The 20,849-nt window shown below is 59.4% G+C and carries 23 protein-coding genes; 11 read left to right on the top strand and 12 right to left on the bottom strand.

Annotated elements, in window-relative coordinates:
- Positions 1 to 58: 58 nt before the first annotated feature.
- Entirely contained in the window at positions 59 to 772 is a 714-nt protein-coding gene (locus VJ651_RS23160) for a universal stress protein (protein WP_324109694.1), read from the bottom strand.
- Positions 773 to 855: 83 nt separating this feature from the next.
- Here VJ651_RS23160 and VJ651_RS23155 point away from each other — a divergent pair, with 83 nt between their 5' ends.
- Positions 856 to 1,662, top strand: coding sequence for a helix-turn-helix transcriptional regulator (locus VJ651_RS23155; RefSeq protein ID WP_324109693.1), 807 nt, complete (start codon positions 856 to 858; stop codon positions 1,660 to 1,662).
- A gap of 148 nt (positions 1,663 to 1,810) precedes the next feature.
- Here the strand turns inward: VJ651_RS23155 and VJ651_RS23150 are convergent, their stop codons facing one another.
- The 4 genes from VJ651_RS23150 to VJ651_RS23135 form a co-directional block, all read right to left on the bottom strand.
- Positions 1,811 to 2,572 carry an ABC transporter permease gene (locus VJ651_RS23150; protein WP_324109692.1) on the bottom strand — a complete coding sequence of 254 codons (762 nt, stop codon included), beginning with the start codon at positions 2,570 to 2,572 and terminating at the stop codon, positions 1,811 to 1,813.
- Complete coding sequence (locus tag VJ651_RS23145) at positions 2,569 to 3,495, bottom strand: ABC transporter ATP-binding protein (RefSeq protein ID WP_324109691.1); 927 nt, start codon at positions 3,493 to 3,495, stop codon at positions 2,569 to 2,571. Before VJ651_RS23145 ends, VJ651_RS23150 begins: the two co-directional genes overlap by 4 nt.
- Before the next feature lie 223 nt (positions 3,496 to 3,718).
- Positions 3,719 to 4,147 (bottom strand): DsrE family protein, encoded by a 429-nt coding sequence (locus VJ651_RS23140; RefSeq protein ID WP_324109690.1) that lies wholly within the window; start codon positions 4,145 to 4,147, stop codon positions 3,719 to 3,721.
- A gap of 35 nt (positions 4,148 to 4,182) precedes the next feature.
- Positions 4,183 to 5,163: an MBL fold metallo-hydrolase gene (locus VJ651_RS23135; protein WP_324109689.1), complete on the bottom strand. Its 981-nt coding sequence runs from the start codon at positions 5,161 to 5,163 to the stop codon at positions 4,183 to 4,185.
- Between the two features lie 83 nt (positions 5,164 to 5,246).
- On the opposite strand from VJ651_RS23135, the gene VJ651_RS23130 reads away from it, so the two are divergent.
- Together VJ651_RS23130 and VJ651_RS23125 are read left to right on the top strand one after the other, a co-directional pair.
- Positions 5,247 to 5,396: a hypothetical protein gene (locus VJ651_RS23130; protein WP_324109688.1), complete on the top strand. Its 150-nt coding sequence runs from the start codon at positions 5,247 to 5,249 to the stop codon at positions 5,394 to 5,396.
- Positions 5,393 to 6,451 (top strand): YeeE/YedE family protein, encoded by a 1,059-nt coding sequence (locus tag VJ651_RS23125; protein ID WP_324109687.1) that lies wholly within the window; start codon positions 5,393 to 5,395, stop codon positions 6,449 to 6,451. The genes VJ651_RS23130 and VJ651_RS23125 overlap by 4 nt, the downstream gene beginning before the upstream one ends.
- Position 6,452: 1 nt before the next feature.
- On the opposite strand, the gene VJ651_RS23120 is transcribed toward VJ651_RS23125, so the two are convergent.
- Together VJ651_RS23120 and VJ651_RS23115 are read right to left on the bottom strand one after the other, a co-directional pair.
- Positions 6,453 to 7,589: a YbdK family carboxylate-amine ligase gene (locus VJ651_RS23120; RefSeq protein WP_324109686.1), complete on the bottom strand. Its 1,137-nt coding sequence runs from the start codon at positions 7,587 to 7,589 to the stop codon at positions 6,453 to 6,455.
- Between the two features lie 2 nt (positions 7,590 to 7,591).
- Entirely contained in the window at positions 7,592 to 8,806 is a 1,215-nt protein-coding gene (locus VJ651_RS23115) for a cation:proton antiporter (protein WP_324109685.1), read from the bottom strand.
- 51 nt (positions 8,807 to 8,857) lie between these two features.
- Between VJ651_RS23115 and VJ651_RS23110 the strand changes: the two genes are divergently transcribed.
- Positions 8,858 to 8,998, top strand: coding sequence for a hypothetical protein (locus VJ651_RS23110; protein ID WP_324109684.1), 141 nt, complete (start codon positions 8,858 to 8,860; stop codon positions 8,996 to 8,998).
- A gap of 122 nt (positions 8,999 to 9,120) precedes the next feature.
- Here the strand turns inward: VJ651_RS23110 and VJ651_RS23105 are convergent, their stop codons facing one another.
- The 3 genes from VJ651_RS23105 to VJ651_RS23095 all read right to left on the bottom strand — a co-directional run bounded on the left by VJ651_RS23105 (position 9,121) and on the right by VJ651_RS23095 (position 11,872).
- On the bottom strand, positions 9,121 to 9,507 hold the full coding sequence (locus tag VJ651_RS23105) for a hypothetical protein (RefSeq protein ID WP_324109683.1): 387 nt from the start codon (positions 9,505 to 9,507) through the stop codon (positions 9,121 to 9,123).
- 362 nt (positions 9,508 to 9,869) lie between these two features.
- Positions 9,870 to 11,213, bottom strand: coding sequence for an ATP-binding protein (locus VJ651_RS23100; protein ID WP_324109682.1), 1,344 nt, complete (start codon positions 11,211 to 11,213; stop codon positions 9,870 to 9,872).
- Positions 11,213 to 11,872, bottom strand: a complete 660-nt coding sequence (locus VJ651_RS23095; protein WP_324109681.1) for a response regulator transcription factor — start codon at positions 11,870 to 11,872, stop codon at positions 11,213 to 11,215. The genes VJ651_RS23100 and VJ651_RS23095 overlap by 1 nt, the downstream gene beginning before the upstream one ends.
- Before the next feature lie 1,150 nt (positions 11,873 to 13,022).
- On the opposite strand from VJ651_RS23095, the gene VJ651_RS23090 reads away from it, so the two are divergent.
- Positions 13,023 to 13,907 (top strand): phosphoribulokinase, encoded by an 885-nt coding sequence (locus VJ651_RS23090; protein ID WP_324109680.1) that lies wholly within the window; start codon positions 13,023 to 13,025, stop codon positions 13,905 to 13,907.
- A gap of 170 nt (positions 13,908 to 14,077) precedes the next feature.
- Positions 14,078 to 14,569 (top strand): hypothetical protein, encoded by a 492-nt coding sequence (locus VJ651_RS23085; RefSeq protein WP_324109679.1) that lies wholly within the window; start codon positions 14,078 to 14,080, stop codon positions 14,567 to 14,569.
- 12 nt (positions 14,570 to 14,581) lie between these two features.
- On the opposite strand, the gene VJ651_RS23080 is transcribed toward VJ651_RS23085, so the two are convergent.
- Positions 14,582 to 15,331 (bottom strand): metallophosphoesterase family protein, encoded by a 750-nt coding sequence (locus tag VJ651_RS23080; RefSeq protein WP_324109678.1) that lies wholly within the window; start codon positions 15,329 to 15,331, stop codon positions 14,582 to 14,584.
- Between the two features lie 183 nt (positions 15,332 to 15,514).
- Here VJ651_RS23080 and VJ651_RS23075 point away from each other — a divergent pair, with 183 nt between their 5' ends.
- Complete coding sequence (locus VJ651_RS23075) at positions 15,515 to 16,330, top strand: nucleotidyltransferase domain-containing protein (RefSeq protein ID WP_324109677.1); 816 nt, start codon at positions 15,515 to 15,517, stop codon at positions 16,328 to 16,330.
- A gap of 38 nt (positions 16,331 to 16,368) precedes the next feature.
- Here the strand turns inward: VJ651_RS23075 and VJ651_RS23070 are convergent, their stop codons facing one another.
- Positions 16,369 to 16,632 (bottom strand): hypothetical protein, encoded by a 264-nt coding sequence (locus VJ651_RS23070; RefSeq protein WP_324109676.1) that lies wholly within the window; start codon positions 16,630 to 16,632, stop codon positions 16,369 to 16,371.
- 358 nt (positions 16,633 to 16,990) lie between these two features.
- On the opposite strand from VJ651_RS23070, the gene VJ651_RS23065 reads away from it, so the two are divergent.
- The 4 genes from VJ651_RS23065 to VJ651_RS23050 are packed head-to-tail and all read left to right on the top strand — an operon-like array spanning position 16,991 to position 20,691.
- Positions 16,991 to 18,421, top strand: coding sequence for a TolC family protein (locus tag VJ651_RS23065; RefSeq protein WP_324109675.1), 1,431 nt, complete (start codon positions 16,991 to 16,993; stop codon positions 18,419 to 18,421).
- 25 nt (positions 18,422 to 18,446) lie between these two features.
- Complete coding sequence (locus VJ651_RS23060) at positions 18,447 to 19,724, top strand: copper oxidase (RefSeq protein ID WP_324109674.1); 1,278 nt, start codon at positions 18,447 to 18,449, stop codon at positions 19,722 to 19,724.
- Between the two features lie 10 nt (positions 19,725 to 19,734).
- The gene (locus tag VJ651_RS23055; protein WP_324109673.1) at positions 19,735 to 20,238 is read left to right on the top strand and encodes a cupredoxin family protein; all 504 of its coding nucleotides are present in this window, start codon (positions 19,735 to 19,737) and stop codon (positions 20,236 to 20,238) included.
- Between the two features lie 3 nt (positions 20,239 to 20,241).
- The gene (locus tag VJ651_RS23050) at positions 20,242 to 20,691 is read left to right on the top strand and encodes a DUF411 domain-containing protein (protein ID WP_324109672.1); all 450 of its coding nucleotides are present in this window, start codon (positions 20,242 to 20,244) and stop codon (positions 20,689 to 20,691) included.
- Positions 20,692 to 20,849 lie beyond the last annotated feature (158 nt).

Genomic DNA, 20,849 nt, shown 5'->3' with positions numbered 1-20,849 from the left:
TCCGAAGAAGACGATCAGCTTTTCCGTGAGCGGACATTGGTGCGACATTAGAGGCCGACTATTTTGGAACAACTTGAATATCGCCTTCAATCTCCTGGCTCAGGCGCCATTCCGGTCTACCAAGAAGCACTGCTTCTGATTGTGGCACCGAACGGCGTCCGATCACAACAAGGTCGGCTCGCATAAGATCGGCGTATGAACGGGTGACGGCGTCAAGCTCTCCATGTCGCGCGACGACGGAGACGAGACTGGTCTGGACGCCCAACTGTTCTACAAAGCGCGCGAGTCGGGTGTGTGCCGCGCGACAGGCATCGCTCAACAGCGGCGCAGCCGTCGTATGACGTGGGCGTGCGTGCAGTGCGGTGTCGCCAAACATGCTGAATGAAGTAAGGAAGACCAATTGTGTCCCTGCGCCGGCACGGAGAACAGCTTTCGCGGCACTGACTGAGGCGCGAGAAAAGTCGACGGGAACGAGAATGCGCAAGTAACAGTTCTTCGGCTTCGACCTGGCAAGCATGAGGGGATGGTTCGCCTCCTGTATGCGTCTTGCAACCGAAGAACGCGCCAGGATGCTGCCGATGATGCCTCGCCCATTCGTCGCAATCCATTCCGATGCGACAGGAGTGAATCCACCGTCAGGCACTGCGAGCTGTGATCCCGTCTGCAAAGGGCTCAGGCAACCGTCGTTCACTGCCGGGGATCGATGATGCATCGCCGCCGGCTCTTGCTCTACGTTACCGTGCGTCAATTCGAACTTTCGTACCGCTGCCATAGCTCCTCCAAGTGAGCGTGCTCTTTCGAGCGATTGGCACTACAATACGGCACTATGGTTATGTCGTTTAACGCTAATTGGATATGAAGTATCGCCAGCCGGACATGACCCTTGCAATTGAAGGGGAATTGCAGGCATTCAAAGCGCTGCCGCGCCCTGTGTTCGGGCATGCATCCACATTACCAAACCGCCCAATCAGCAAGAGTCACAGCCATGTGTGGGGACAGCTTTCTTACGCAATCGAGGGCGTCATCGAAGTCTCGGCGCCCGATGCCCACTACGTGGCGCCTCCGGCTTTTGCCGTCTGGATTCCGGCCGGAACGCTCCACGGCGTACGCTGTTCTGGTAATACGACCCTGCGCAGCCTCTATGTCGATCCCGTCGCACTCCCGCTACCGCCGTCGGATTGCCGGGTTCTCGAGGTAACGCCTCTTCTGCGCGAGCTCATCAGTGAGTTCAGCAAGGCTCCGGTTGAATACGATGAGAACGGACCGACTGGCCGATTGGTGAAGGTCCTGCTGGATCAGCTGGTATGCGCCCCAAACGTGGCACTCATGCTGCCGTGGCCGGAAGATCAACGCCTGCGCGCAATTTGCGAAGAAATGCAGGCGAACCTCGAAAGCCGGTTGAATCTAACCGAGTGTGCGCAATTGCTTGGCCTATCCGAGCGCACGATCAGTCGTCTGTTTCTTCAGCAGACGGGGCTTACGTTTCGCCTCTGGCGACAACGATTGCGCCTTCTCGGCGCGTTACCGCTGTTGGAACAAGGAGATCGGGTAACAGATGTAGCCATTGCATGTGGGTATGACAGCATGTCGTCATTCATTGCGGCCTTCCGAAACCAAATGGGGGTCACGCCGGGGGAGTATCTGAGCCGCCGGCAGGCATAGCGTTCGTTGCGCTCACGACTGGGTAATCCGTTGTGTCCGCTTCTGGCCGAAAGCAGTCAACGCAAGGCGCAATAGTCATCACTGAATCATGCCACCACACCGGCCAAGTGCCAGCCTCTCCATGAATTGGCAATTCGCCGAACCCTGCTCAGCTCTTGAGCTTGTAGCCAGTCTTGAACATCCACCAAACCGCCGCCAGACAGAGCCCCAGGAACATCAAGGTCATGCCTATGCTGATGTCGACCCGAACATCAGCCACACCGTAGAAGCTCCAGCGAAATCCGCTGATCAAGTAGACCACCGGGTTGAATAACGCAATTTTTTGCCAAACCGGCGGCAACATGCTGATCGAATAAAAGCTGCCGCCCAGGAAGGCTAGCGGAGTGACGATCATCATCGGAATAATCTGGAGTTTTTCGAAGCCGTCCGCCCATATCCCGATTAAAAATCCGAACAAGCTGAACGTCACCGCAGTCAGTATCAGGAACGCGATCATCCAGGCCGGATGCACGATGGTAAACGGGACGAACAGACGGGCCGTCGCCATGATCAGCAAGCCGAGGATGACCGACTTGGTTGCGGCCGCGCCGACATAGCCGATCACAATTTCAACGTAGGAGATGGGAGCCGAAAGAATTTCGTAGATGGTGCCGGTAAATTTCGGCATGTAGATTCCGAACGACGCGTTGGAGATGCTTTCCGTCATCAGCGACAGCATGATCAGTCCTGGGACGATGAATGCCCCGTAACTGGTACCGTCAATCTTGACCATGTGCGATCCGATCGCGGCACCGAATACCACGAAATAGAGCGAGGTCGATATGACCGGCGACGCGATACTTTGCATCAGCGTGCGCCAGGTGCGCGCCAATTCGAATAGGTAAATCGCGCGAATGGCATAGATGTTCATGGCTGCGCCCTCACCAGGTTCACGAAAATTTCTTCCAAAGAGCTTTCGCTGGACTGCAGGTCCTTGAAATCTATCCCATGCTCGCCGAGACGTCGCAGCAGGTCGGCAATGCCGGTTTCCTGGCTCTGGGCGTCAAAGGTGTAGGTCAGCGTCATGCCGTCTTCGCTCAGTTCAAGCTGACGCCCTGCCACTTCTTCCGGGATTCGTGCGAGCGGATGCTGCAGGTGCAATCTCAATTGCTTCTTCCCGAGCTTTTCCATCAAGGCGACTTTGTCTTCCACCAGGATGATTTCCCCGCTTCGGATGACGCCAATCCGGTCCGCCATTTCCTCGGCTTCCTCGATATAGTGCGTGGTCAGGATGATCGTCACGCCGCTTTCGCGCAGACCACGCACCATCTGCCACATGTCACGCCGCAATTCGACGTCGACACCGGCGGTAGGCTCGTCGAGAAACAAGATCTCTGGTTCGTGCGACAGAGCCTTGGCGATCATCACCCGGCGTTTCATGCCGCCCGACAGCGTTCTGATCTTGGCATCCTTTTTATCCCAAAGCGAAAGGTCGCGCAGTACCTTCTCGACATAAGCCGGATTGCGCGGTTTCCCAAAAATTCCGCGGCTGAAATTCACCGTCGCCCAGACACTTTCAAACGCATCGGTGGACAATTCCTGAGGAACAAGCCCAATCTTCGACCGCGCAGCACGGTAGTCGAGGACGACATCGTGGCCGCCGGCCAGCACCACTCCCTGCGTCGGCTGGACGATGCCGCAGATGATATTGATCAGCGTGGTCTTGCCGGCGCCGTTTGGGCCCAGCAGCGCAAAAATTTCGCCGGGGCGGATCTCGAGGTCAACTGCCTTGAGCGCAAGGTGGCCCGACGCATAGGTTTTGGTAAGGCGATTAACTGAAACGATGGCCTGCATCTTGACTCACGATGGCAAATAAAGGTGGCCTAGATTGTATGGTGAATCGGCAGGCCGTGCTGTCAGGTCGTCAATTTGGCTTTCGGAATGATGCCAGGCCGATTGTGCGGATGATCTGACCTGATGTCCGGGATACCCTGGCCGTGAACACGGCCAGGGCGAGCGGAAAAAGACATATGCAGGCGACGCGCCGGCAACCGGCTGTGCCGCCTGCAGATCGATGCTAGGGCTTCATGTACGCATACCCTTCCTGCGTCTGCAGTCGCGCGACTTCAGCTACACCGGACGGCACGATGGTCGCCTCCGGAATCACGCGGCTCTTGTCGATCTTGCGCGTCTGCAGCGTGTTGTTGCAGACGCGGAACTGGACGTTGCGATTACTCAGCTCCTGCACCACCGCATCGTAGGGATTGCCGTTCTTGTCCTTCGCGCCATCGAGCAGGAAATCGATTCCCGGCCCGTGGGCGACGACGACGATTTTTGCATTGGGGCTGGCATTCAGGTGATTGCGGATATTGTTGAGCGCGGCCATGGGATTGGTGCCGTCATTCATGTGATAGACCACTTTTTCCTCGCGATCGGCGGCGACCGCCGCTGCAAGCCCGAGGAAGGCCAGGAAAAGCACGGCCACCGCATTACGTAATGTCTTCATCGTTGTCTCCTGTTTTTGAATTGAGTGTTCCGCTGCTATTTTTGCTGCAAGCTTTCCTTTTCCATCAGGATGTAGGTCCCGTAGGCATTCAGGCGGTTCGCCGCATCGAAGGCCGGGTAGTCCTTGAACCGCGACCAGTCGATCTTTTCATAGGCTTCCTCGAAGGGAACCATGTCCGCCACCGCTTCGCCGATATGCTTGCGCAGGTAAAGCAGGTATTCGCGGGTGAACTGCATGTCTTCGAGCGTGCGGGTGGACGATTCGCCATGACCGGGCACGACCACCGCCGGCTTGATTTCCAGCATGCGGTCGAGCGCCGCCAGCCAGACCTTGCTGTCAGCATTGCCGACGAAGGGAATGCGTCCTGTGAAGAACAGGTCGCCGGCGAACAGCATCCGGTCTTCATCGACCGACAGCATGATGTCTTCGTCCGAGTGCGCGCCGCTGGTGTCGATGACGCGGAAATGGATGCCGCCGAGTTCGAAGGGGATGATCCTGGCCTGCTTGAAATTGAGCCAGCGATCGGCTGGCACCAGCCGGGTCCGTTCATCGACCCAGGGACTGAGGGCTTCCCGCCGCTGGGCCAGTCGCACCTTCGCGAGGTCGGAATGCAGGTAGATCTTGCCGTGCTCGTGCGCCCAGATTTCCGCGCCTTCCGCCTTCAGCGCCTGCAGGCCGTAGAAATGGTCGGCGTGGTAATGGCTGATGATCACGTAACGGATGGGCTTGGGCGTGATCGTGCGGATGGCCTTTACCATTGCTTCGCCGAGCGCGGGCGTGGCGAGGGCATCGAAGACCACCACGCCTTCATCGGTGACGACGAAGCCGGCGTTGGACATGAAACCCTTGTTTTCCGCGCTGGCCATGCCGGAACCGCCATGGAAGTAATACACATGCGGCGACACCTTGATCGGCTCCAGCCGAATCTCCTCGCCGGCCGCCTTCGCGACGCCGGAAGCCGCCGCTCCGGCAATGCCGAGCAGCTGCGCCAGCCCTACTCCAAACTTTCGACACATCGCGTTTTTCACTCCTGCGCATCCAATCGTTTGCCGCTTCACGACAGAGCGGCGATCAAACAACTATAACACCACATGAGTATATGCCGATCGACGAATATATGCTTAAATACCTTCAAACAAGCGATGCAGAAGCGCAAAAGATCTGCATTTTCGACAAGCCGAGTTCCGGCGTTGCCGCGTTGGGGACGCGGGTGCTGTCCGAAATGGGCGTGATTGGGATGGGAAAATGACTCTGGCTGGCCCGATGGAAGCGATTGGCGAAGGCGAAGTCCTCGCACTTGGTGGACTGGCAATCGGACTGTTGTTCGGCATTTGCGCACAGCGATCGCGCTTCTGCCTGCGTTCTGCCGTGATCGAAACCTGCCATGGCGAACTGGGTGCCAAACTGGCCATCTGGCTGCTGGCCTTTTCCGGCGCCATCGTCCTGACGCAATCCTTCATCCTGAGCGGCATCCTCGACGTCAGCAACGCACGCCAACTGGCCGCGCGCGGTACGCTGTCGGGCGCCTTTATCGGCGGTCTGCTGTTCGGCGCCGGCATGATCCTGGCGCGCGGCTGTTCAAGCCGCCTCCTGATCCTCGCCGGCACCGGCAATCTGCGCTCCCTCCTCTCCGGACTGGTGTTCGCCGTGGTCGCGCAGGCCTCGCTGGGCGGTATTCTTTCTCCGCTGCGCATTGCCATGAGCAACTGGTGGACCATCGATGGCGGGACCGCGCGCAACGTGCTCGACATTTTCCATGTCGGGAACGCCAGCGGCCTGGTGTTCGGCCTCATCTGGCTGGTCGGCGGACTGTTTTTCGCGGTTCGAAGCCGGATCAGCCTGAGCTCCGCGGTCACCGGCTTTGGCGTCGGCGCCATGGTGGCTGCCGCCTGGCTGTTCACCTACCAGATTGCCTCCGAGGCCTTCGAAGTCACGGCGGTGAAAAGCCTGAGCTTCACCGGCCCGGCCGCCGACGTCCTCATGCTGGTCCTGTCGCCGCCGGGGCACCCGTGGAATTTCGATATCGGGCTCGTCCCCGGTGTCTTCATCGGCTCATTCCTGTCGGCCTACATCGGGCGCGAAGTCAAGCTGGAGGGTTTCAAGGACGGCCTGAGCATGCGCCGCTACATCATCGGCGCAACCTGCATGGGCTTCGGCGGTACCCTTGCCGGCGGTTGCGCGGTGGGCGCCGGCGTGTCTGGCGCCGCCGTATTCGCCCTGACGGCGTGGGTCACCTTATGCGGCATCTGGATTGCTGCCGCCCTCACCGACTATGTCATCGACCGGCCGCCGCTCGCGACCTGATTCACATCCTCCGATTTGCTTCGTCGCTCCTGAAGCGCTGAATCGCGGCATCCACCATGCCCTCGACGCTGCCGCTGCTGACATACTGGTCGCGCAAAAAACTGGCGTCGCTACCCGCGTGGGCGGCATGGTAGAGATGCTCCAGCGCCATCTCGCCGCCCAATTCCACCGCATGCGATTCGATCCTTCGCAAGGTCGTCAGAATGTCCTCGCGCACTGACAGCGATTCATGGCTCTTGGGATGCACGATGGTGCCGTCCAGTCCGAAGCGGCACGCCTGGAAGCGGTTGTAGTTGTAGACCAGGTAATCGTCCTCGGCGGGTGCCGGTTCATGCCCTTCCAGCAAATAGCTGCACAGGGCCTGCAGATAGCCCGCAAGCGCCGCAGCCCGCTCCACGTTCAACGGCGTATCGCATACCCGCAATTCGATGGTGCCGTATTCGGGCTTGGGGCGGATGTCCCAGTAAAAGTCCTTCATGCTCTTGACGATCCCGGTGTGCTCCATGCGCGCGAAATAATCGCGCTCGAAATCCTCCCAGCGCAACAGGAAAGGCGCACGTCCGCTCAGCGGAAAGGCAAACACTGAATTCAGCCGCGCGGAATTGAACAGCGTGTCGCTGCCCTGGAAATACGGCGACGACGCCGACAAGGCAATGAAATGCGGCACATAGCGATTGAGCGAATGCAGCAACATGAGCGCATCGTCGCCCGACTCGCAGCCGACATGTACATGCTGCCCGAACACCGTGAATTGCTTCGCCAGGTAGCCGTACAGCGCGGACACCTGCTTGAAGCGCGGCTTGGAAAAAATCTTGCGCTCCGACCATTTCTGGAAAGGATGCGTGCCGCCGCCGCACACGCCGACATTGAGCATGTCGCCCGCGTGTACCAGCGTATCGCGAATGCGCCGCAATTGTTCCAGCAGTTCGCCGTGCCGAGTGTGCACGTCGGAATTGATCTCGATCATGCTCTCCGTGATCTCGGGCGTGACGTTGCCAGGGAACGGCTTGCGGCCCAGCAAGGCCAGCATGTCCGGGCTGGCGTCGGTCAGATCGAAATCGCTCAGGCTGACGAGCTGCAGTTCCAGCTCGACGCCGACCGTCAGCGGGTCCGATTGCTTGAATGGTTCGAGCGGCATGCTTACTCCTTGATCGTGTCCGGCTTGTGCGGCTTGTCCGGGGTTTCCGGTGTTTCCTGCGCCCATATCAGCGCACGCTGCGTAATGATCGGCCCGATCACTTCCAGCAGCAGCGCCATCGCCGCCAGCGGCATCAGGCTGTCAACGAGATCCACTCCCGCGCGCCGCGTCTGCTCCAGCATCAAAATGACAAATACCGACAGCGGCGCCAGCGCCAGCCCGGTCAACAGGCCCTTGCGCCACGAGACGCCGCTCACCCGCGCAAAGACCCCGACACCGATCATCTTCGCCGCGAACCGGGCGACAAGCAGGATCAGCCCGAGCGACATCCCATCAATCACCTGACGCCAATCCAGCGTGGCGGCAACGAAGAAGAACAGCACGACGCTCAGAAGATCCCCCATCACGCCGAAATTGCGCTGCGTCTGGTTGAGCGTCACGCGACGGTGACGTGCAACCAGGCCGAAAGTCAGGGCTGCCAGCACCGGCGAGAACTTGAAGGCATGCGTCACCGCGACCAGCAGAATCACGGCGATGGCAAACGCCAGCGTCGCATCGCGCGACAGATTGCCAAGGCGCCGCAACAGCGCGGGCACCGACACGCCCACCAGGGCGCCGAGACCGGCGGATACCGCGAGCACAACCAGACTGCTCCACACCGCGTCCAGCAGACTGCCGGAAGTCTGGAACACACCGATACCAACGATCACCTTGAAGGTAAACACAGCCAGTACGCAATTGAGCGCGGACAGATGCAGGATGCGTTCGCTGACCTGGCCGGAACTCCGCTCCTCGTTCAGCACGCGCAGGACGCCCGCTGGTGACGTCGACATCGCCAGCGATCCGAGCAGCAATGCCGCCAGCGGCGCCATGCCGAACCATTGCGCGACGAAATACACAACCACAAAGGTGGCGACCGCCTCGACCACGCCCATCACGCCAATCCAGGGATTGGCGCGCAGCCAGTGCAGGTTGATGCGATAACCCATTTCGAACAGCATCAGTCCGAAAGCGATGTTCGCCAGCAGCATGAAGGTATCAACTTCGGATTGCGGCAACACGCCTGCCAGCAGATTGCCGAACAGAAAACCGACCAGCCCGTAAACGCTGATGCGCGGCAAGCCGGTCAGTCGATATCCGAACTCTCCGGCGACCCATGCGATCGCAATGGCGAATGGCCACGCGAGCTGGTACGACATTGGAATAAACTCCGGCATATCCCTTTTTCTCCCGAGTCACGAACTGGCGTGCAAAGCAGCCCGATTCGAATGCAAATCGACGCACCGGCCGTGAACCGGCCGGTGAACGTCGTCCAGGTCAATGAACTGCCCTTGTTTTCAATGCAGATTCCCGGAGCAATGATCGCGCAATCCGCCAATTGCCGCTCCCGCTCCGCGCACACGATTTGATATAGGCCCGTCCGGCCTTCCCGATCCGGCACACCTTCGTGGCCGTGGTTGCCTATGACAAACTCCGGCATGGAATCCGGCCGCAAATCCACGTTCCCCGGCGTCAGATGAGCCCGGCCCTGTCATGAATCCTTGCGGCGCTTGAACACGTCCTCGAACTGATGCGTCCGCTTCCCGGTCTTCGAATGGATCAGGCTGCTGATCTCCACGAGATGGTACGCATAGCTATCGGCGAGGAGGTCGATCATTTGCCGCAAGCTGTCCGGCACCGGATGGTAACGGAACACCGCGTTGTCCTCGGCCATCGCAAGAACGCCAGCGGCATGCAGCGCGCCCAGCAATTCGCTTGCGGATCTTTCGCTGAGATACAAGCGTGTCGCCAGCAATTTGCTGTCCCAGTCCTGAGCCGCATTTCTTCGCAGCAGCAGCATCGCCTCCAGGAAGGGAACGGATGGAACACTCGCGAGAATAAAGCGCCTTACCTCGTCCGGGATCTGTTCCCGATTCATAGTCTCCCTGCACCACTCACACGTGCCAGACCCATGCGACATGAAGGCGTCGAAACGCCAGGTCACTTCATCAGGTCCGCACGAAAAATGTCCCCCCGGTTAAGGGGGGACGAAGAAAAGGCCGGTAATTACCTTTCCACTGCTGTTGCTCATTTGTCGAAGGCGTCACGATCAACGCCTGCCCTCGATTCCCGGAAATCATGCCTGCATGACTCGGGAACAGGGAAAAAGACAGCCCGTCAGAAAACGCGCGGGCCCAAGGGGATCAAGTTGTGAATCAATGTTTGTAATGATGCATTACAAAACTTAGGGGAAACTTAAACACGGCGAAAAAAGCGCCGGAATGAGGTTCGGATACCGGTTTATGCCGCAGCGGCGGGCGCGCTTGCCGGCGGCGCCTCGTCCATGAGGGGAAAGGCGACCGTAACCGCAAGCCCGCCGAGTTCCGAGGTGCCCAGCTCGACGCTGGCGCCATGCCGGTCGGCAATGGTCTTGACAATGGCCAGGCCGAGTCCGCTACCGTTGGGCGCGGTGCCGGGGACACGATAAAAGCGATCGAACACGCGCGCCCGGTTTTCCTCCAGAATGCCGGCGCCGGAGTCCTGGATCCTGAGCCTGGCGCTTGTGGCATCCACTATCAGATCGATGCGCACCTGGCCCTGTTCCGGCGTGTAACGCACCGCATTGTCGAGCAGGTTGCGCACGAGTATGCGCAAGCTGTCCGCATCGCCGAGGAGCTCCACGTCGGGCAGTTCGGCGTAGCGCACTTCGACATGCCGCGACTGCGCAAGCGGCGCCACGTCGCTGGCCGCATTCGCAATGCACCCGGTCAGCGAAACCGGCGTCAGCTCCTCCGCTTCCGATGAGGGATCCTGCCGCGCCAGCACCAGCAACTGCTCGACCAGGCGCGATGCGCGATCGACACCGCCAAGAAGACGGGTAATGGCCTGGTTGCGCGCGGTTTCGTCCTTGGCCCGCGCCAGGGTCTGCACCTGAAGCTTCAAGGCGGTCAGGGGCGAACGGAGTTCATGCGCCGCATCCGCCACGAAGCGCTGCTGCGCATCGATCGCACGCGCCATGCGCGACAGCAGGGAATTGAGTTCCGCGATCAGCAGCGACACTTCCTTCGGCACCCCCTTGTCGGATACGGGCGCAAGCGAGCCCGCATGGCGGTGCGCCAGATCGAGCCCGATGCGATTGAGCGGCGCCAGCGCCGAGGTGACGACCCACCACGCAGCCGCAAACAGGAGCAGCGAAACGGGCAGCACCGGCCATACGGAATTCCAGGCCAGCGCGATGGAGCGGTCGCGGCGCGAATCCATTTTCTGCGCGACCTGGATCACCCGCGTCTCGCGATGCACCGTGTAGATGCGCCAGTCGCCGTTATCCAGCGTGACCGTCGAATAACCGAGCGTGCCCCGCTCGGGCAGACTGCGATAGGCGCGCGACTGGTAGACGCGCACGCCGTCGTCGGTCCAGATCTGGATCACGAAATCGAAATCGTTGTCGTCGGTAGGCGCCTTGTACCAATCGGACTGCTGCACCGCGCTGTCCTGCAAGGCAAGCGCCATCTGTTCCATGTGATAGTCGAACAGGCTGTTTGCCTTCTGCATCGCTTCCCGGAAAGATGCGGCGAACTGCACCCCGGCCGCGATCAGGATCGCGGCGCCCAGCAGCAGGATCAAACGTATGCGAAGCGACTGCATCAGACTTTCTCTACCATGTATCCGAGGCCGCGGACATTGATGATGAACTGCTGGCCGAGTTTCTTGCGCAAGCCGTGGATGTAGACCTCCACCGCGTTGCTCTCCACCTCGCCGGACCAGCCGTACAGGCGCTCTTCCAGTTGGGCGCGCGAGAAGATCGCGCCGGGCCGCGCCACCAGCGTATCGAGTATCGCCCACTCGCGCGAGGAGAGCACCAGTTGCTTGTCGGCGACCATGACCTGCCGCGTCGACGGATTGATCTCGACCTCGCCTTTCCGGTAGACCGGATCGCCGCCGCCCCTGGCACGCCGGATCAAGGCATGCAGGCGCGCGATTAGTTCTTCCAGGTCGAAGGGCTTGACCAGGTAATCGTCAGCGCCGGTGTTCAGTCCCTGCACGCGCTGCTCCACCGTATCCCTCGCGGTGACCACGAGGACCGGCATGTTGCTTCCCCTGGCCCGCAAGCCGCGCAGGACGTCGATGCCGTCTTTCTGCGGCAGGCCGAGATCGAGCAGCAGCGCATCGTAGCCGTAGGTAGCAAGCGCGGCCTCTGCCGCCGCGCCGTCCTTCACCCAGTCGACCGCAATGCCCTCGCCGTCCAGTGCAATCTGGACGTTCTCGCCAATCATCAAATCGTCTTCCACCAGCAGTACTTTCATCTTTGGCTCACGCGCGCGGGCAATGCAAAAAAGGTCACTTCACGATCGAGCGAAGCTCAGGGATTGTAGGCGCGCCAGGCGGGACCTCGCAAGCGCTGGAGAAAACGGCCGCCGACGCGGCAGTACTTGTTGACGGAGTTGACGGAACCTGAAGCGAGACTCACGGACATGGATGCAGCGCCTCGGGCGCTCGACGCACGCAGCAGGCAAGTGCTCGAGTGCCGGCTCTGCGGCGATGCCGGCAGCACAAATAAGAAAGCCCGCGCCTTTCGGGCGCGGGCTCACTTGATTGTCTCTTCCCACCTTCTCCGAGATGGATTTTTTTACACTGCGGGTGGATTCTGCACTCTTTTCCCGTTTTTGAAAAGAGTCTTTTGATTTAGATGAATAAAAACGGATCATTGATGCTATGAGGCAAATCTGTGTTGTTCCAGCACCTTTTGCGGCATGAATTTCACATCGTCGAGCACTTTAAGCGTGGCCTAAGTTTACTGTGCCAAGATTTCCTGCCGCCACTCATTTATCGGGTCCTGGCGGGTAGCAAATTCATCGGATTTCTGATTTTCAAGGGAGCTTGGCGATGCCTGAAAAAACACTAACGCATTTCGCGAATCGGTCGGTTTCTCAAGCCGCCGGAAAAGCTGGTAGTGGCGCACACAATGCGCTTCGCCCGCAAGCCCGCAGCCCATTCAAGCTGCAACGCGCCGAGCAGGAACGACTGGACAGATACGGCAGATTCGGCCGCAGATAAACGCGTGGTCCTTGTCAGTTGAATGCGTGGTCCGTACGGCCACGCATTGTTCGCTCCCTCCTCCTTCCAATGACCGATTATCCTGTCTGCGCGGCAAACAGGATTGAATCACAGGTCCGCTTGCTTGCGTAAGAAGTATTCGCATGTCTTCCACTCTGTTCTCGCCATCCGCTGCCGCATCCGCGGCTTGTTTGTCTCCCCTGCACTCCTGAACAGAAGATCTCGCACGGTTCCCATTTCCTTGCGGAGAGCATTTCGGGTCGTCGCGGAAATACATAAGCATTAACTTATGCTATCCATATATTTACTCATTTGATCTTATGTCAATCAGGCCCTTATAGTGAAGCGAATAGCGGATTGATAACACTCCGCCCGACCTTTACTGTCAGGACGCCTGCCATGTCTGAACGCCATCCGATCATTGCGATTACCGGCTCATCCGGGGCCGGGACGACTTCCGTCACCCGCACTTTCGAGAACATATTCCGGCGTGAAGGCGTGCGTTCCGTCATCATCGAGGGCGACAGTTTTCACCGCTACAACCGCGAAGAGATGAAAGAAAAAATGGCAGACGCTGCGCGGCAAGGCGATCAGCATTTCAGCCATTTTGGCCCCGACAACAATTTGTTCGAGGAACTCGAATCGCTGTTTCGCAATTACAGCAAGGAGGCTTGCGGGCGGCGGCGCAAATACCTGCACGATGAAGAAGAAGCCGCTCCCTATCGTCAGCCGCCCGGAACATTTACCGCCTGGGAAGACATTCCGACCGACACCGACCTGCTGTTCTATGAAGGCTTGCACGGTGGCGTCGTACACAAGAACATCAACATCGCGCAGTATCCCGACCTGCTGATCGGCGTGGTACCGGTCATCAACCTGGAATGGATCCAAAAGCTGTGGCGCGACAAGTCGATGCGCGGCTATTCGACCGAAGCGGTGACCGATACCATCCTGCGCCGCATGCCGGATTACGTGAATTACATTTGTCCACAGTTCTCGCGCACGCATGTGAATTTCCAGCGTGTGCCATGCGTGGACACATCCAATCCCTTCATTGCACGCGAGATTCCCTCGGCGGATGAAAGCTTTGTCGTCATACGTTTCGCCAATCCGAAAGGCATCGACTTCCAGTACCTGCTGGCGATGATTGCCGATTCCTTCATGTCGCGCGCCAACACCATCGTTGTTCCCGGCGGGAAGATGGAGCTCGCGATGCAGCTCATTTTCACGCCCTTCATCTGGCGCATGATAGAGCGGAAGAAACGCGCGCTCGATCGCTGGTAACTCTCGGGCTGGCAACTCCGGGCGCATCCTTCTTGATCCAATCGTTGATGCCGGTCCGAACCGTTGCCGGCTCCTGTTGTCCATATCCACGCATGCAGCTTCGATTGCGCGTTGCGCAACTGCGCGTAACGATGCCTTGCACCTTATCGGAGGTTGTCATGGAACTTCACATGCACTCCCATCGTTGGGAGCAACGTGCGCCGGATTGGCTCGCGGCCGGCGTTGCCGGCTTCGCGGCAGGCGCGATTCTGATGGTCCTCGAATTGTTATGGTCGGCAACGGCCATGGGAGGCGGTCCCTGGACGACCTCGCACATGATTGCTGCCATCGTCATGGGCCCTGATGCCTTGCGATCGATGGAATTCAGCACCGGCATCGTGGCCACCGCGCTGGCGATTCATTATCTGCTAGGCATCGTGCTGGGCCTGATTCTCGGCGCAATCATTGCCCCGTTTCATTTCGATTCCAGCCCCGGCATGGCATTGCTCGTGGGAGCGGTATACGGGCTGGTCATTTATCTGTTTAATTTCTATGGACTTGAGCGTGCCTTTCCCTGGTTCGCCGAGATGCGCGGCTGGCCGACGCTCGCGGCACACCTGGTCTTCGGGATGGCGGCAGCGGAAATCTACGGCAAGCTCGAACGACCTGCGCCCTGGTCGTAGCCTCTGTCAATATTACATGGCGACAGTTTCCGATTTTGGAATTTCGACAATGCGAAATGGGGGGCGGCCCGGAAAGGTCCGCTCCAGCAGCGGCTTCGCAACGTTGTAGACCGGAATGTTATTCGCTGTTTTTCCTTCGGGTTGTCCACGATGGGCATGGCCGTGAAAAACCGCGTTCACCGGATAGCGGATCAAGGGTTCTTCCAGGCGGCTCGTTCCGAGGAAAGCAAAGATTTCCGGCGGCTCTCCTTCCACTGTTGCCTGAATAGGCGAATAGTGCAACAAACCGATGCGCTGGCTGGTTCGCAACTTGGCAAGTGCCGACTCGAACTTCAAGGTTTCCTGGATCGCTTCGTTGACGAAATGCTTGATCGCACTCTCGCCCCACGGTCCAAGTGATCGCCGGCCGTAGCCGCCGGCAAAGCCTTTCACGCCCGCAATGCCGATGCCATGGATTTCGCATGCCTCGCCGTCCAGCATGTGCACGCCCGCTCCTGTCAGAATCCGGCGCACCTCATTCTCCTTGCCGGACTCGAAATCATGGTTGCCAAGCACCGCCACGACCGGAATCCTTGCCGGTGACAGCGCTTCCGCCAGTACGTGCGCTTCTTCAGGCAAGCCGTAATCCGTCAGATCGCCGCACAGCAAGAGAATGTCCGCATTGTCGGCAGCCTGCAAAAAAAACGACCGCAATTCACTTGTCGATGTTTGGGTGCAATGAAGATCGCCGACTGCTGCCAAGCGTATTGTTTCCTGTAACATCACCATGCATCCTCGCTTTCATTGACCGGGTATCCGATTTACTGACAGTGCTTTGCGTGCAAAAGTTGTACCGATCGAGACTGTCGTCGTGTGGCACATGTTTTGCAGACGGCTATGGCGGATCATTGTCTTGCTCAGGCGATGCAGCCGGAGTGCATTGTTGCCATTGTCCGGATTTTCAGAATGCAAATATCCACATCCATATCGACAACAAATGAAATCGAACATGGCACGGCGATGTTTTACCAGCATGTTCTGAAGACATTGAACAGTGCGGGCGTGCCGTATCTTGTCGGCGGTGCTTATGCATTTCACCACTACACGGGCATCATTCGCGATACCAAGGATCTCGATCTCTTTATCCGGCGGCGGGACTTCGACCTGATCAGCGCCGCCTTGCAGAAGTCCGGTTACCGCACCGAACTGACGTACCCGCACTGGCTGGGAAAATTGTTCTTCAACGGTGACTTCATCGATCTGATTTTCAGCTCCGGCAACGGCGTCGCCGAAGTGGACGACGCCTGGTTCGAGTTTGCGCCACAGGTCGACATGCTGGGCGTGCCGGTCCGGCTGTCGCCGGCGGAAGAAATGATCTGGTCCAAGTCCTTCATCATGGAACGCGAACGCTTTGACGGCGCGGATATTGCCCATCTGCTGAGGACGCGTGCCGAACACCTGGATTGGCAGCGCATGCTCGGCCGCTTCGATACGCACTGGCGCATTCTGCTATGCCACGTGATCCTCTTCGGCTTCATTTATCCGGATGAGCGGGAACTGATTCCTGCATGGGTGGTGGACGAACTGCTTGCCCGCCTGCGCATTGACACGCACACGGCAGCCAACGAATCCCGTATCTGCTTTGGCACCTTGCTGTCACGCGAACAATTCCTGCCCGATATCGCACGATGGGGCTATCGCGACGCACGCCTTGTCCCGCACGGCCACATGACGGAACAAGAGACGGTGACATGGACAGATGCCATCAAGAACAAGCATTGACAAGCTGTTAATTGGTTCCAAGGATCCTTGCGATTGATTCAGATAAAGCTTTCCCGACCCGCCGGAACCGTGTGCCGCACCCGTGATAAACTCGCCCCATGAACCGCGCGATCCGTATTTTTCTGTTGTGGCTGCTTGTGCTCGCCCTCCTTGTGCAGGGATTCGCCGCGACCGTCAGACAATCGTGCGGCACGACGCATCATCATGGCTTTGCTGCGCTCGCGGTGCATCACGCACATTCGCATCCGTCCGTATTCGGCGATCACCAGCAGCAAGGCGACCACCAACAGCAGCTTCAGCACGAACACGCCACACAGGCATCCTCGGGCACCGATTCCAGCCCTCTCGACCATCGGCTTTCGGCGTCGACATGCAGCGACTGCACTGCCTGCTGCGCGGGTGCTTTCATACTGCCTGCCGCGTTGAACTGGGCGCCGGTGCATGCGAGCAGCATTGCCCTCGTGGCACCTTCATCACCTCCCTACTCCGGCTATTTCCCGGAGCGCATGAAACGACCTCCAAAATACTTCTTCGCCTGATTCGTCTCGCCGCAATGGCGCACATCCGCTAGCTTCGGGTGTTTGCGCCCTTTCGGCTCAGGTCTTGGCACGCATGTCCTGCACCGCAGCCACACGTGCGTATTAGGAATACGAGGAAGTCATGTCTTTTTTTTATCGATTCGGAATCGCACGCAGTGCGCCGCGCCTTCCGACACCGAAATCCGTTGCACTTGCCGTTTCCGCGATGCTGCTGACCGGTTGCGCCAGCTTTTCCCCGCATGGCGGAATGGATGCCGTGTCCGCGATGACCCGCGAGCGGACCGGCCAGGCCGTTGAACGTATTCCGGCTGCAAGCGATGCCGCTGCGCTGGATGCAAGTATCGACGTGCTGCTCGTGCAACCCTTGAGCGCCGATACGGCAGTCCGGATCGCGCTGACCAACAACCGCGGCTTGCAGGCGTCCCTGTCCGAACTGGGCGTGGTGGAAGCGGACTTCGTGCAGGCCGGACGCCTGCGCAATCCGTCCGTTTCCTTCGGCCGCCTGCGGGGCGGCGACGATATCGAAATCGAGCGCAGCATCATGTTCGATCTTGCCGGTCTGCTCACCCTGCCGCTGCGGCGCGACATCGAGAGCCGACGCTTCGAGCAAGCCAAACTGCAAGCCGCCGAGCACGCGGTGAAACTGGCGGCAGATACACGCCGCGCCTATTTCAATGCGGTCGCCGCGCAACAAACCGCGCAGTACATGGAGCAAGTCAAGGATGCGGCGGAAGCCGGCGCCGAACTCGCGCAGGGAATGGCGAAGGCCGGCAACTGGAGCAAGCTCGATCAGGCACGGGAGCAGGCCTTTCATGCCGACGCGACCGCGCAGCTCGCCCGCGCCCGGCAAAACGCCGTCGCCGCGCGTGAACGATTGACACGCGCCATGGGACTGTCGGCCAAGCACACCGCGTACAAATTGCCGGGCCGCCTGCCCGACTTGCCGTCCGCGCCCGCCGAAGTCGGCAACATCGAGGCGCAAGCCTTGCAGCAGCGGCTCGATGTGCAAATGGCAAGACGTGACGCGGAGGCCACCGCCAGCGCGCTTGGCTTGACCAGGACCACCGGCTTCATCAATGTCTTTGACGCCGGATACCGGACCAAGAGTCAGACCGGCGCGCCGCGCAGCAATGGCTACCAGATCGAACTGGAATTGCCGCTGTTCGACTGGAGCGGCGCGAAAACAGCCGGGGCGGAAGCCGTGTACATGCAAGCCGTGCATCGCACCGCCGACATCGCTGTCCGCGCGCGTTCCGAGGCGCGCGAAGCGTATTCCGCCTACCGCACCAGCTACGATCTCGCCAGGCACTATCGGGATGAAGTCGTGCCCCTGCGCAAAAAGATTTCCGAGGAAATGCAGTTGCGCTACAACGGCATGCTGGTCAGCGTATTCGACCTGCTTGCCGATGCCCGTGCGCAGATCGGCAGCGTCAATGCAGCGATCGAAGCGCAGCGCGATTTCTGGCTGGCCGACACCGACTTGCAGCAGGCGATACATGGCAGCAGCGGAGCGAGCCGCGAGTTGCGCGGGTCGACAGGCCCGACTGAATAAAAAGATCATGTGAAAGGAAACATCGATGGTATCCCGCAGAGGATTTCTGGCAGGCGCCGCCACCATGCTGGGCACCGGGCTGGTCAGCAGGGCCGGCGCGGCGTCCATTCCGGAAGCAGCGGTCGTGCGGAATGCGCAGACGCTCCCGCCTGCCGCGCCGCCCAATGGCCGCCCTTTCCATCCCGTCGTGACACTGAACGGCTGGAGCGCGCCCTGGCGCATGAAAGACGGCTGGAAGGAATTCCACCTGATCGCAGAACCGGTGATCCGCGAAATCGCGCCCGGCATGAAAGCCACCTTATGGGGCTACAACGGCTCCAGCCCCGGCCCGACGATCGAAGTGGTCGAAGGCGACAAGGTGCGCATCTTCGTCACCAACAAACTGCCGGAGCACACCACCATCCATTGGCACGGCCAGCGCCTGCCGAACGGCATGGACGGCGTAGGCGGACTGACGCAGCCGCAGATCCCGGTCGGAAAGACCTATGTCTACGAATTTGAAGCGCGCCGCGCCGGCACCTTCATGTATCACCCGCATGCGGATGAGATGACGCAAATGGCAATGGGCATGATGGGCCTGTGGATCACGCATCCGAAGAATCCGGCCCAGCATCGCGTGGACCGCGACTTCGCTTTCCTGCTCAATGCCTACGACATCGACCCCGGCAGCTCCACGCCGAAGGTCAATACCATGCTCGATTTCAATCTGTGGACATGGAACAGCCGCGCCTTTCCCGGCATCGATCCGCTCGTATGTCGCCAGGGCGATCGGGTGCGCATCCGCATCGGCAATCTCACCATGACAAACCATCCCATGCATTTGCACGGCCATGAGTTCGAGGTGACCGGAACCGACGGCGGCTGGATACCGAAAGCGGCGCGCTGGCCCGAGGTCACGACCGATATCGGCGTCGGCCAGATGCGCGCGATCGAATTCGACGCGACCGAACCCGGTGACTGGGCGTTTCACTGCCACAAGGCGCACCACACCATGAACGCGATGGGGCACAACGTGCCGACCATGATCGGCGTCGACCAGCGCAAGGCAGCCGAGAAGATCATCAGGCTCATTCCCGACTACATGACGATGGGCGATCGCGGCATGGCCGACATGGGCGCGATGGAAATGCCGCTGCCGGACAACACCTTGCCGATGATGACCGGCACCGGCCCGTTCGGCGCGATCGAGATGGGCGGCATGTTCACCACAGTCAAGATACGCAAGAATCAGCAACCGGGCGATTACAAGGATCCGGGCTGGTACCAACATCCGGCCGGAACCAATGCCTATGAACTCAAGTAAAGGAACACAAATGAAACTAGTCGCAGCAGCCTCATTCGCCGCTACCCTCGCCCTGTCACTCGCAGCCCCGCTGGCGCATGCGCACGGCGACAATCATCATGCGAAAAAGGCATTCGACGCGGCGAGCGCAGAGCAAAAGGATTTCGGCATTGCAGGCGATCCCGCAAAAGCGACAAGGACCATCAAGCTGACCATGAGCGACGCCATGCGTTTTACGCCGAACCGCATCAAGGTCAGGCGTGGCGAGACAGTCAGATTTGTCGTCACGAACAAGGGCAAGATGCTGCACGAGCTGGTCATCGGTACGCCGGAAGAAATTCAGGAGCATGCAGCGCTGATGAAAAAATTCCCCGACATGGAGCATGACGAAGCGCATATGGCGCACGTCAAGGCGGGCAAAAGCGAAGACCTGGTGTGGACCTTCAACCGGCCCGGCGAATTCGAATTCGCTTGCCTGATTCCTGGTCATTTCGAAGCCGGCATGTCCGGAAAGATTTCTGTCGTCGAAAGGTAAATCATGAAACGTCGCATTCTTTTACAGGCCATCCTTGCAGGCACCCTCGGCGTCCATCTGTATGCCGCGGCAGCCCTGCCCGTGGTCGAGGTATACAAGAACCCTTCCTGCGGATGCTGCACCGGATGGGTCAAGCATCTCGAACAAAACGGATTCACCGTGAAAGTTCAAGAAGTTGCGAATCCGTCCGACTATCGGGCAAAATTCGGCATCCCCAACACGCTCGGCTCCTGCCATACCGCCATCGTGCAGGGCTACGCGATCGAAGGCCATGTGCCGGCAAGCGATATCAAGCGACTGCTGGCGGAACACAGAAAAGTGAAAGGACTCGCCGTCCCCTCCATGCCGCTCGGGTCGCCGGGCATGGAAGGCAATCGCAGCGATCCCTATGACGTCCTTCTGGTGAAGACGGACGGCAGCTACTCAACCTATCATCACTACAACGGGAAATAACAGAAAGGAAATTCTCATGAAACAACTATCTCAACTTGCCTTGCTGTCCGCATGTGCACTCGCCTTCGCCTCCCCCGCGTTCGCCGCCGATTCGCATAATCATGGACATGAACACGACCACGGCGCGATGATGACCGTGGCGGCCACGACGGCCACCA

The sequence above is a fragment of the Noviherbaspirillum sp. genome (assembly GCF_035254865.1).
In the GTDB taxonomy this organism is placed as follows: Bacteria; Pseudomonadota; Gammaproteobacteria; order Burkholderiales; family Burkholderiaceae_D; genus Noviherbaspirillum.
Note: the sequence above shows the minus strand (reverse complement) of the source record. Positions and strands in the feature narration are given on the sequence as shown.

What these genes read in the sequence shown, in the direction of transcription:
- VJ651_RS23160 (WP_324109694.1), bottom strand. Translation starts at nt 772, where the DNA reads ATGGCAGCGGTACGAAAGTTCGAATTGACGCACGGTAACGTAGAGCAA.
- VJ651_RS23155 (WP_324109693.1), top strand. Translation starts at nt 856, where the DNA reads ATGAAGTATCGCCAGCCGGACATGACCCTTGCAATTGAAGGGGAATTG.
- VJ651_RS23150 (WP_324109692.1), bottom strand. Translation starts at nt 2,572, where the DNA reads ATGAACATCTATGCCATTCGCGCGATTTACCTATTCGAATTGGCGCGC.
- VJ651_RS23145 (WP_324109691.1), bottom strand. Translation starts at nt 3,495, where the DNA reads ATGCAGGCCATCGTTTCAGTTAATCGCCTTACCAAAACCTATGCGTCG.
- VJ651_RS23140 (WP_324109690.1), bottom strand. Translation starts at nt 4,147, where the DNA reads ATGAAGACATTACGTAATGCGGTGGCCGTGCTTTTCCTGGCCTTCCTC.
- VJ651_RS23135 (WP_324109689.1), bottom strand. Translation starts at nt 5,163, where the DNA reads ATGTGTCGAAAGTTTGGAGTAGGGCTGGCGCAGCTGCTCGGCATTGCC.
- VJ651_RS23130 (WP_324109688.1), top strand. Translation starts at nt 5,247, where the DNA reads ATGCCGATCGACGAATATATGCTTAAATACCTTCAAACAAGCGATGCA.
- VJ651_RS23125 (WP_324109687.1), top strand. Translation starts at nt 5,393, where the DNA reads ATGACTCTGGCTGGCCCGATGGAAGCGATTGGCGAAGGCGAAGTCCTC.
- VJ651_RS23120 (WP_324109686.1), bottom strand. Translation starts at nt 7,589, where the DNA reads ATGCCGCTCGAACCATTCAAGCAATCGGACCCGCTGACGGTCGGCGTC.
- VJ651_RS23115 (WP_324109685.1), bottom strand. Translation starts at nt 8,806, where the DNA reads ATGCCGGAGTTTATTCCAATGTCGTACCAGCTCGCGTGGCCATTCGCC.
- VJ651_RS23110 (WP_324109684.1), top strand. Translation starts at nt 8,858, where the DNA reads ATGCAAATCGACGCACCGGCCGTGAACCGGCCGGTGAACGTCGTCCAG.
- VJ651_RS23105 (WP_324109683.1), bottom strand. Translation starts at nt 9,507, where the DNA reads ATGAATCGGGAACAGATCCCGGACGAGGTAAGGCGCTTTATTCTCGCG.
- VJ651_RS23100 (WP_324109682.1), bottom strand. Translation starts at nt 11,213, where the DNA reads ATGCAGTCGCTTCGCATACGTTTGATCCTGCTGCTGGGCGCCGCGATC.
- VJ651_RS23095 (WP_324109681.1), bottom strand. Translation starts at nt 11,872, where the DNA reads ATGAAAGTACTGCTGGTGGAAGACGATTTGATGATTGGCGAGAACGTC.
- VJ651_RS23090 (WP_324109680.1), top strand. Translation starts at nt 13,023, where the DNA reads ATGTCTGAACGCCATCCGATCATTGCGATTACCGGCTCATCCGGGGCC.
- VJ651_RS23085 (WP_324109679.1), top strand. Translation starts at nt 14,078, where the DNA reads ATGCACTCCCATCGTTGGGAGCAACGTGCGCCGGATTGGCTCGCGGCC.
- VJ651_RS23080 (WP_324109678.1), bottom strand. Translation starts at nt 15,331, where the DNA reads ATGTTACAGGAAACAATACGCTTGGCAGCAGTCGGCGATCTTCATTGC.
- VJ651_RS23075 (WP_324109677.1), top strand. Translation starts at nt 15,515, where the DNA reads ATGCAAATATCCACATCCATATCGACAACAAATGAAATCGAACATGGC.
- VJ651_RS23065 (WP_324109675.1), top strand. Translation starts at nt 16,991, where the DNA reads ATGTCTTTTTTTTATCGATTCGGAATCGCACGCAGTGCGCCGCGCCTT.
- VJ651_RS23060 (WP_324109674.1), top strand. Translation starts at nt 18,447, where the DNA reads ATGGTATCCCGCAGAGGATTTCTGGCAGGCGCCGCCACCATGCTGGGC.
- VJ651_RS23055 (WP_324109673.1), top strand. Translation starts at nt 19,735, where the DNA reads ATGAAACTAGTCGCAGCAGCCTCATTCGCCGCTACCCTCGCCCTGTCA.
- VJ651_RS23050 (WP_324109672.1), top strand. Translation starts at nt 20,242, where the DNA reads ATGAAACGTCGCATTCTTTTACAGGCCATCCTTGCAGGCACCCTCGGC.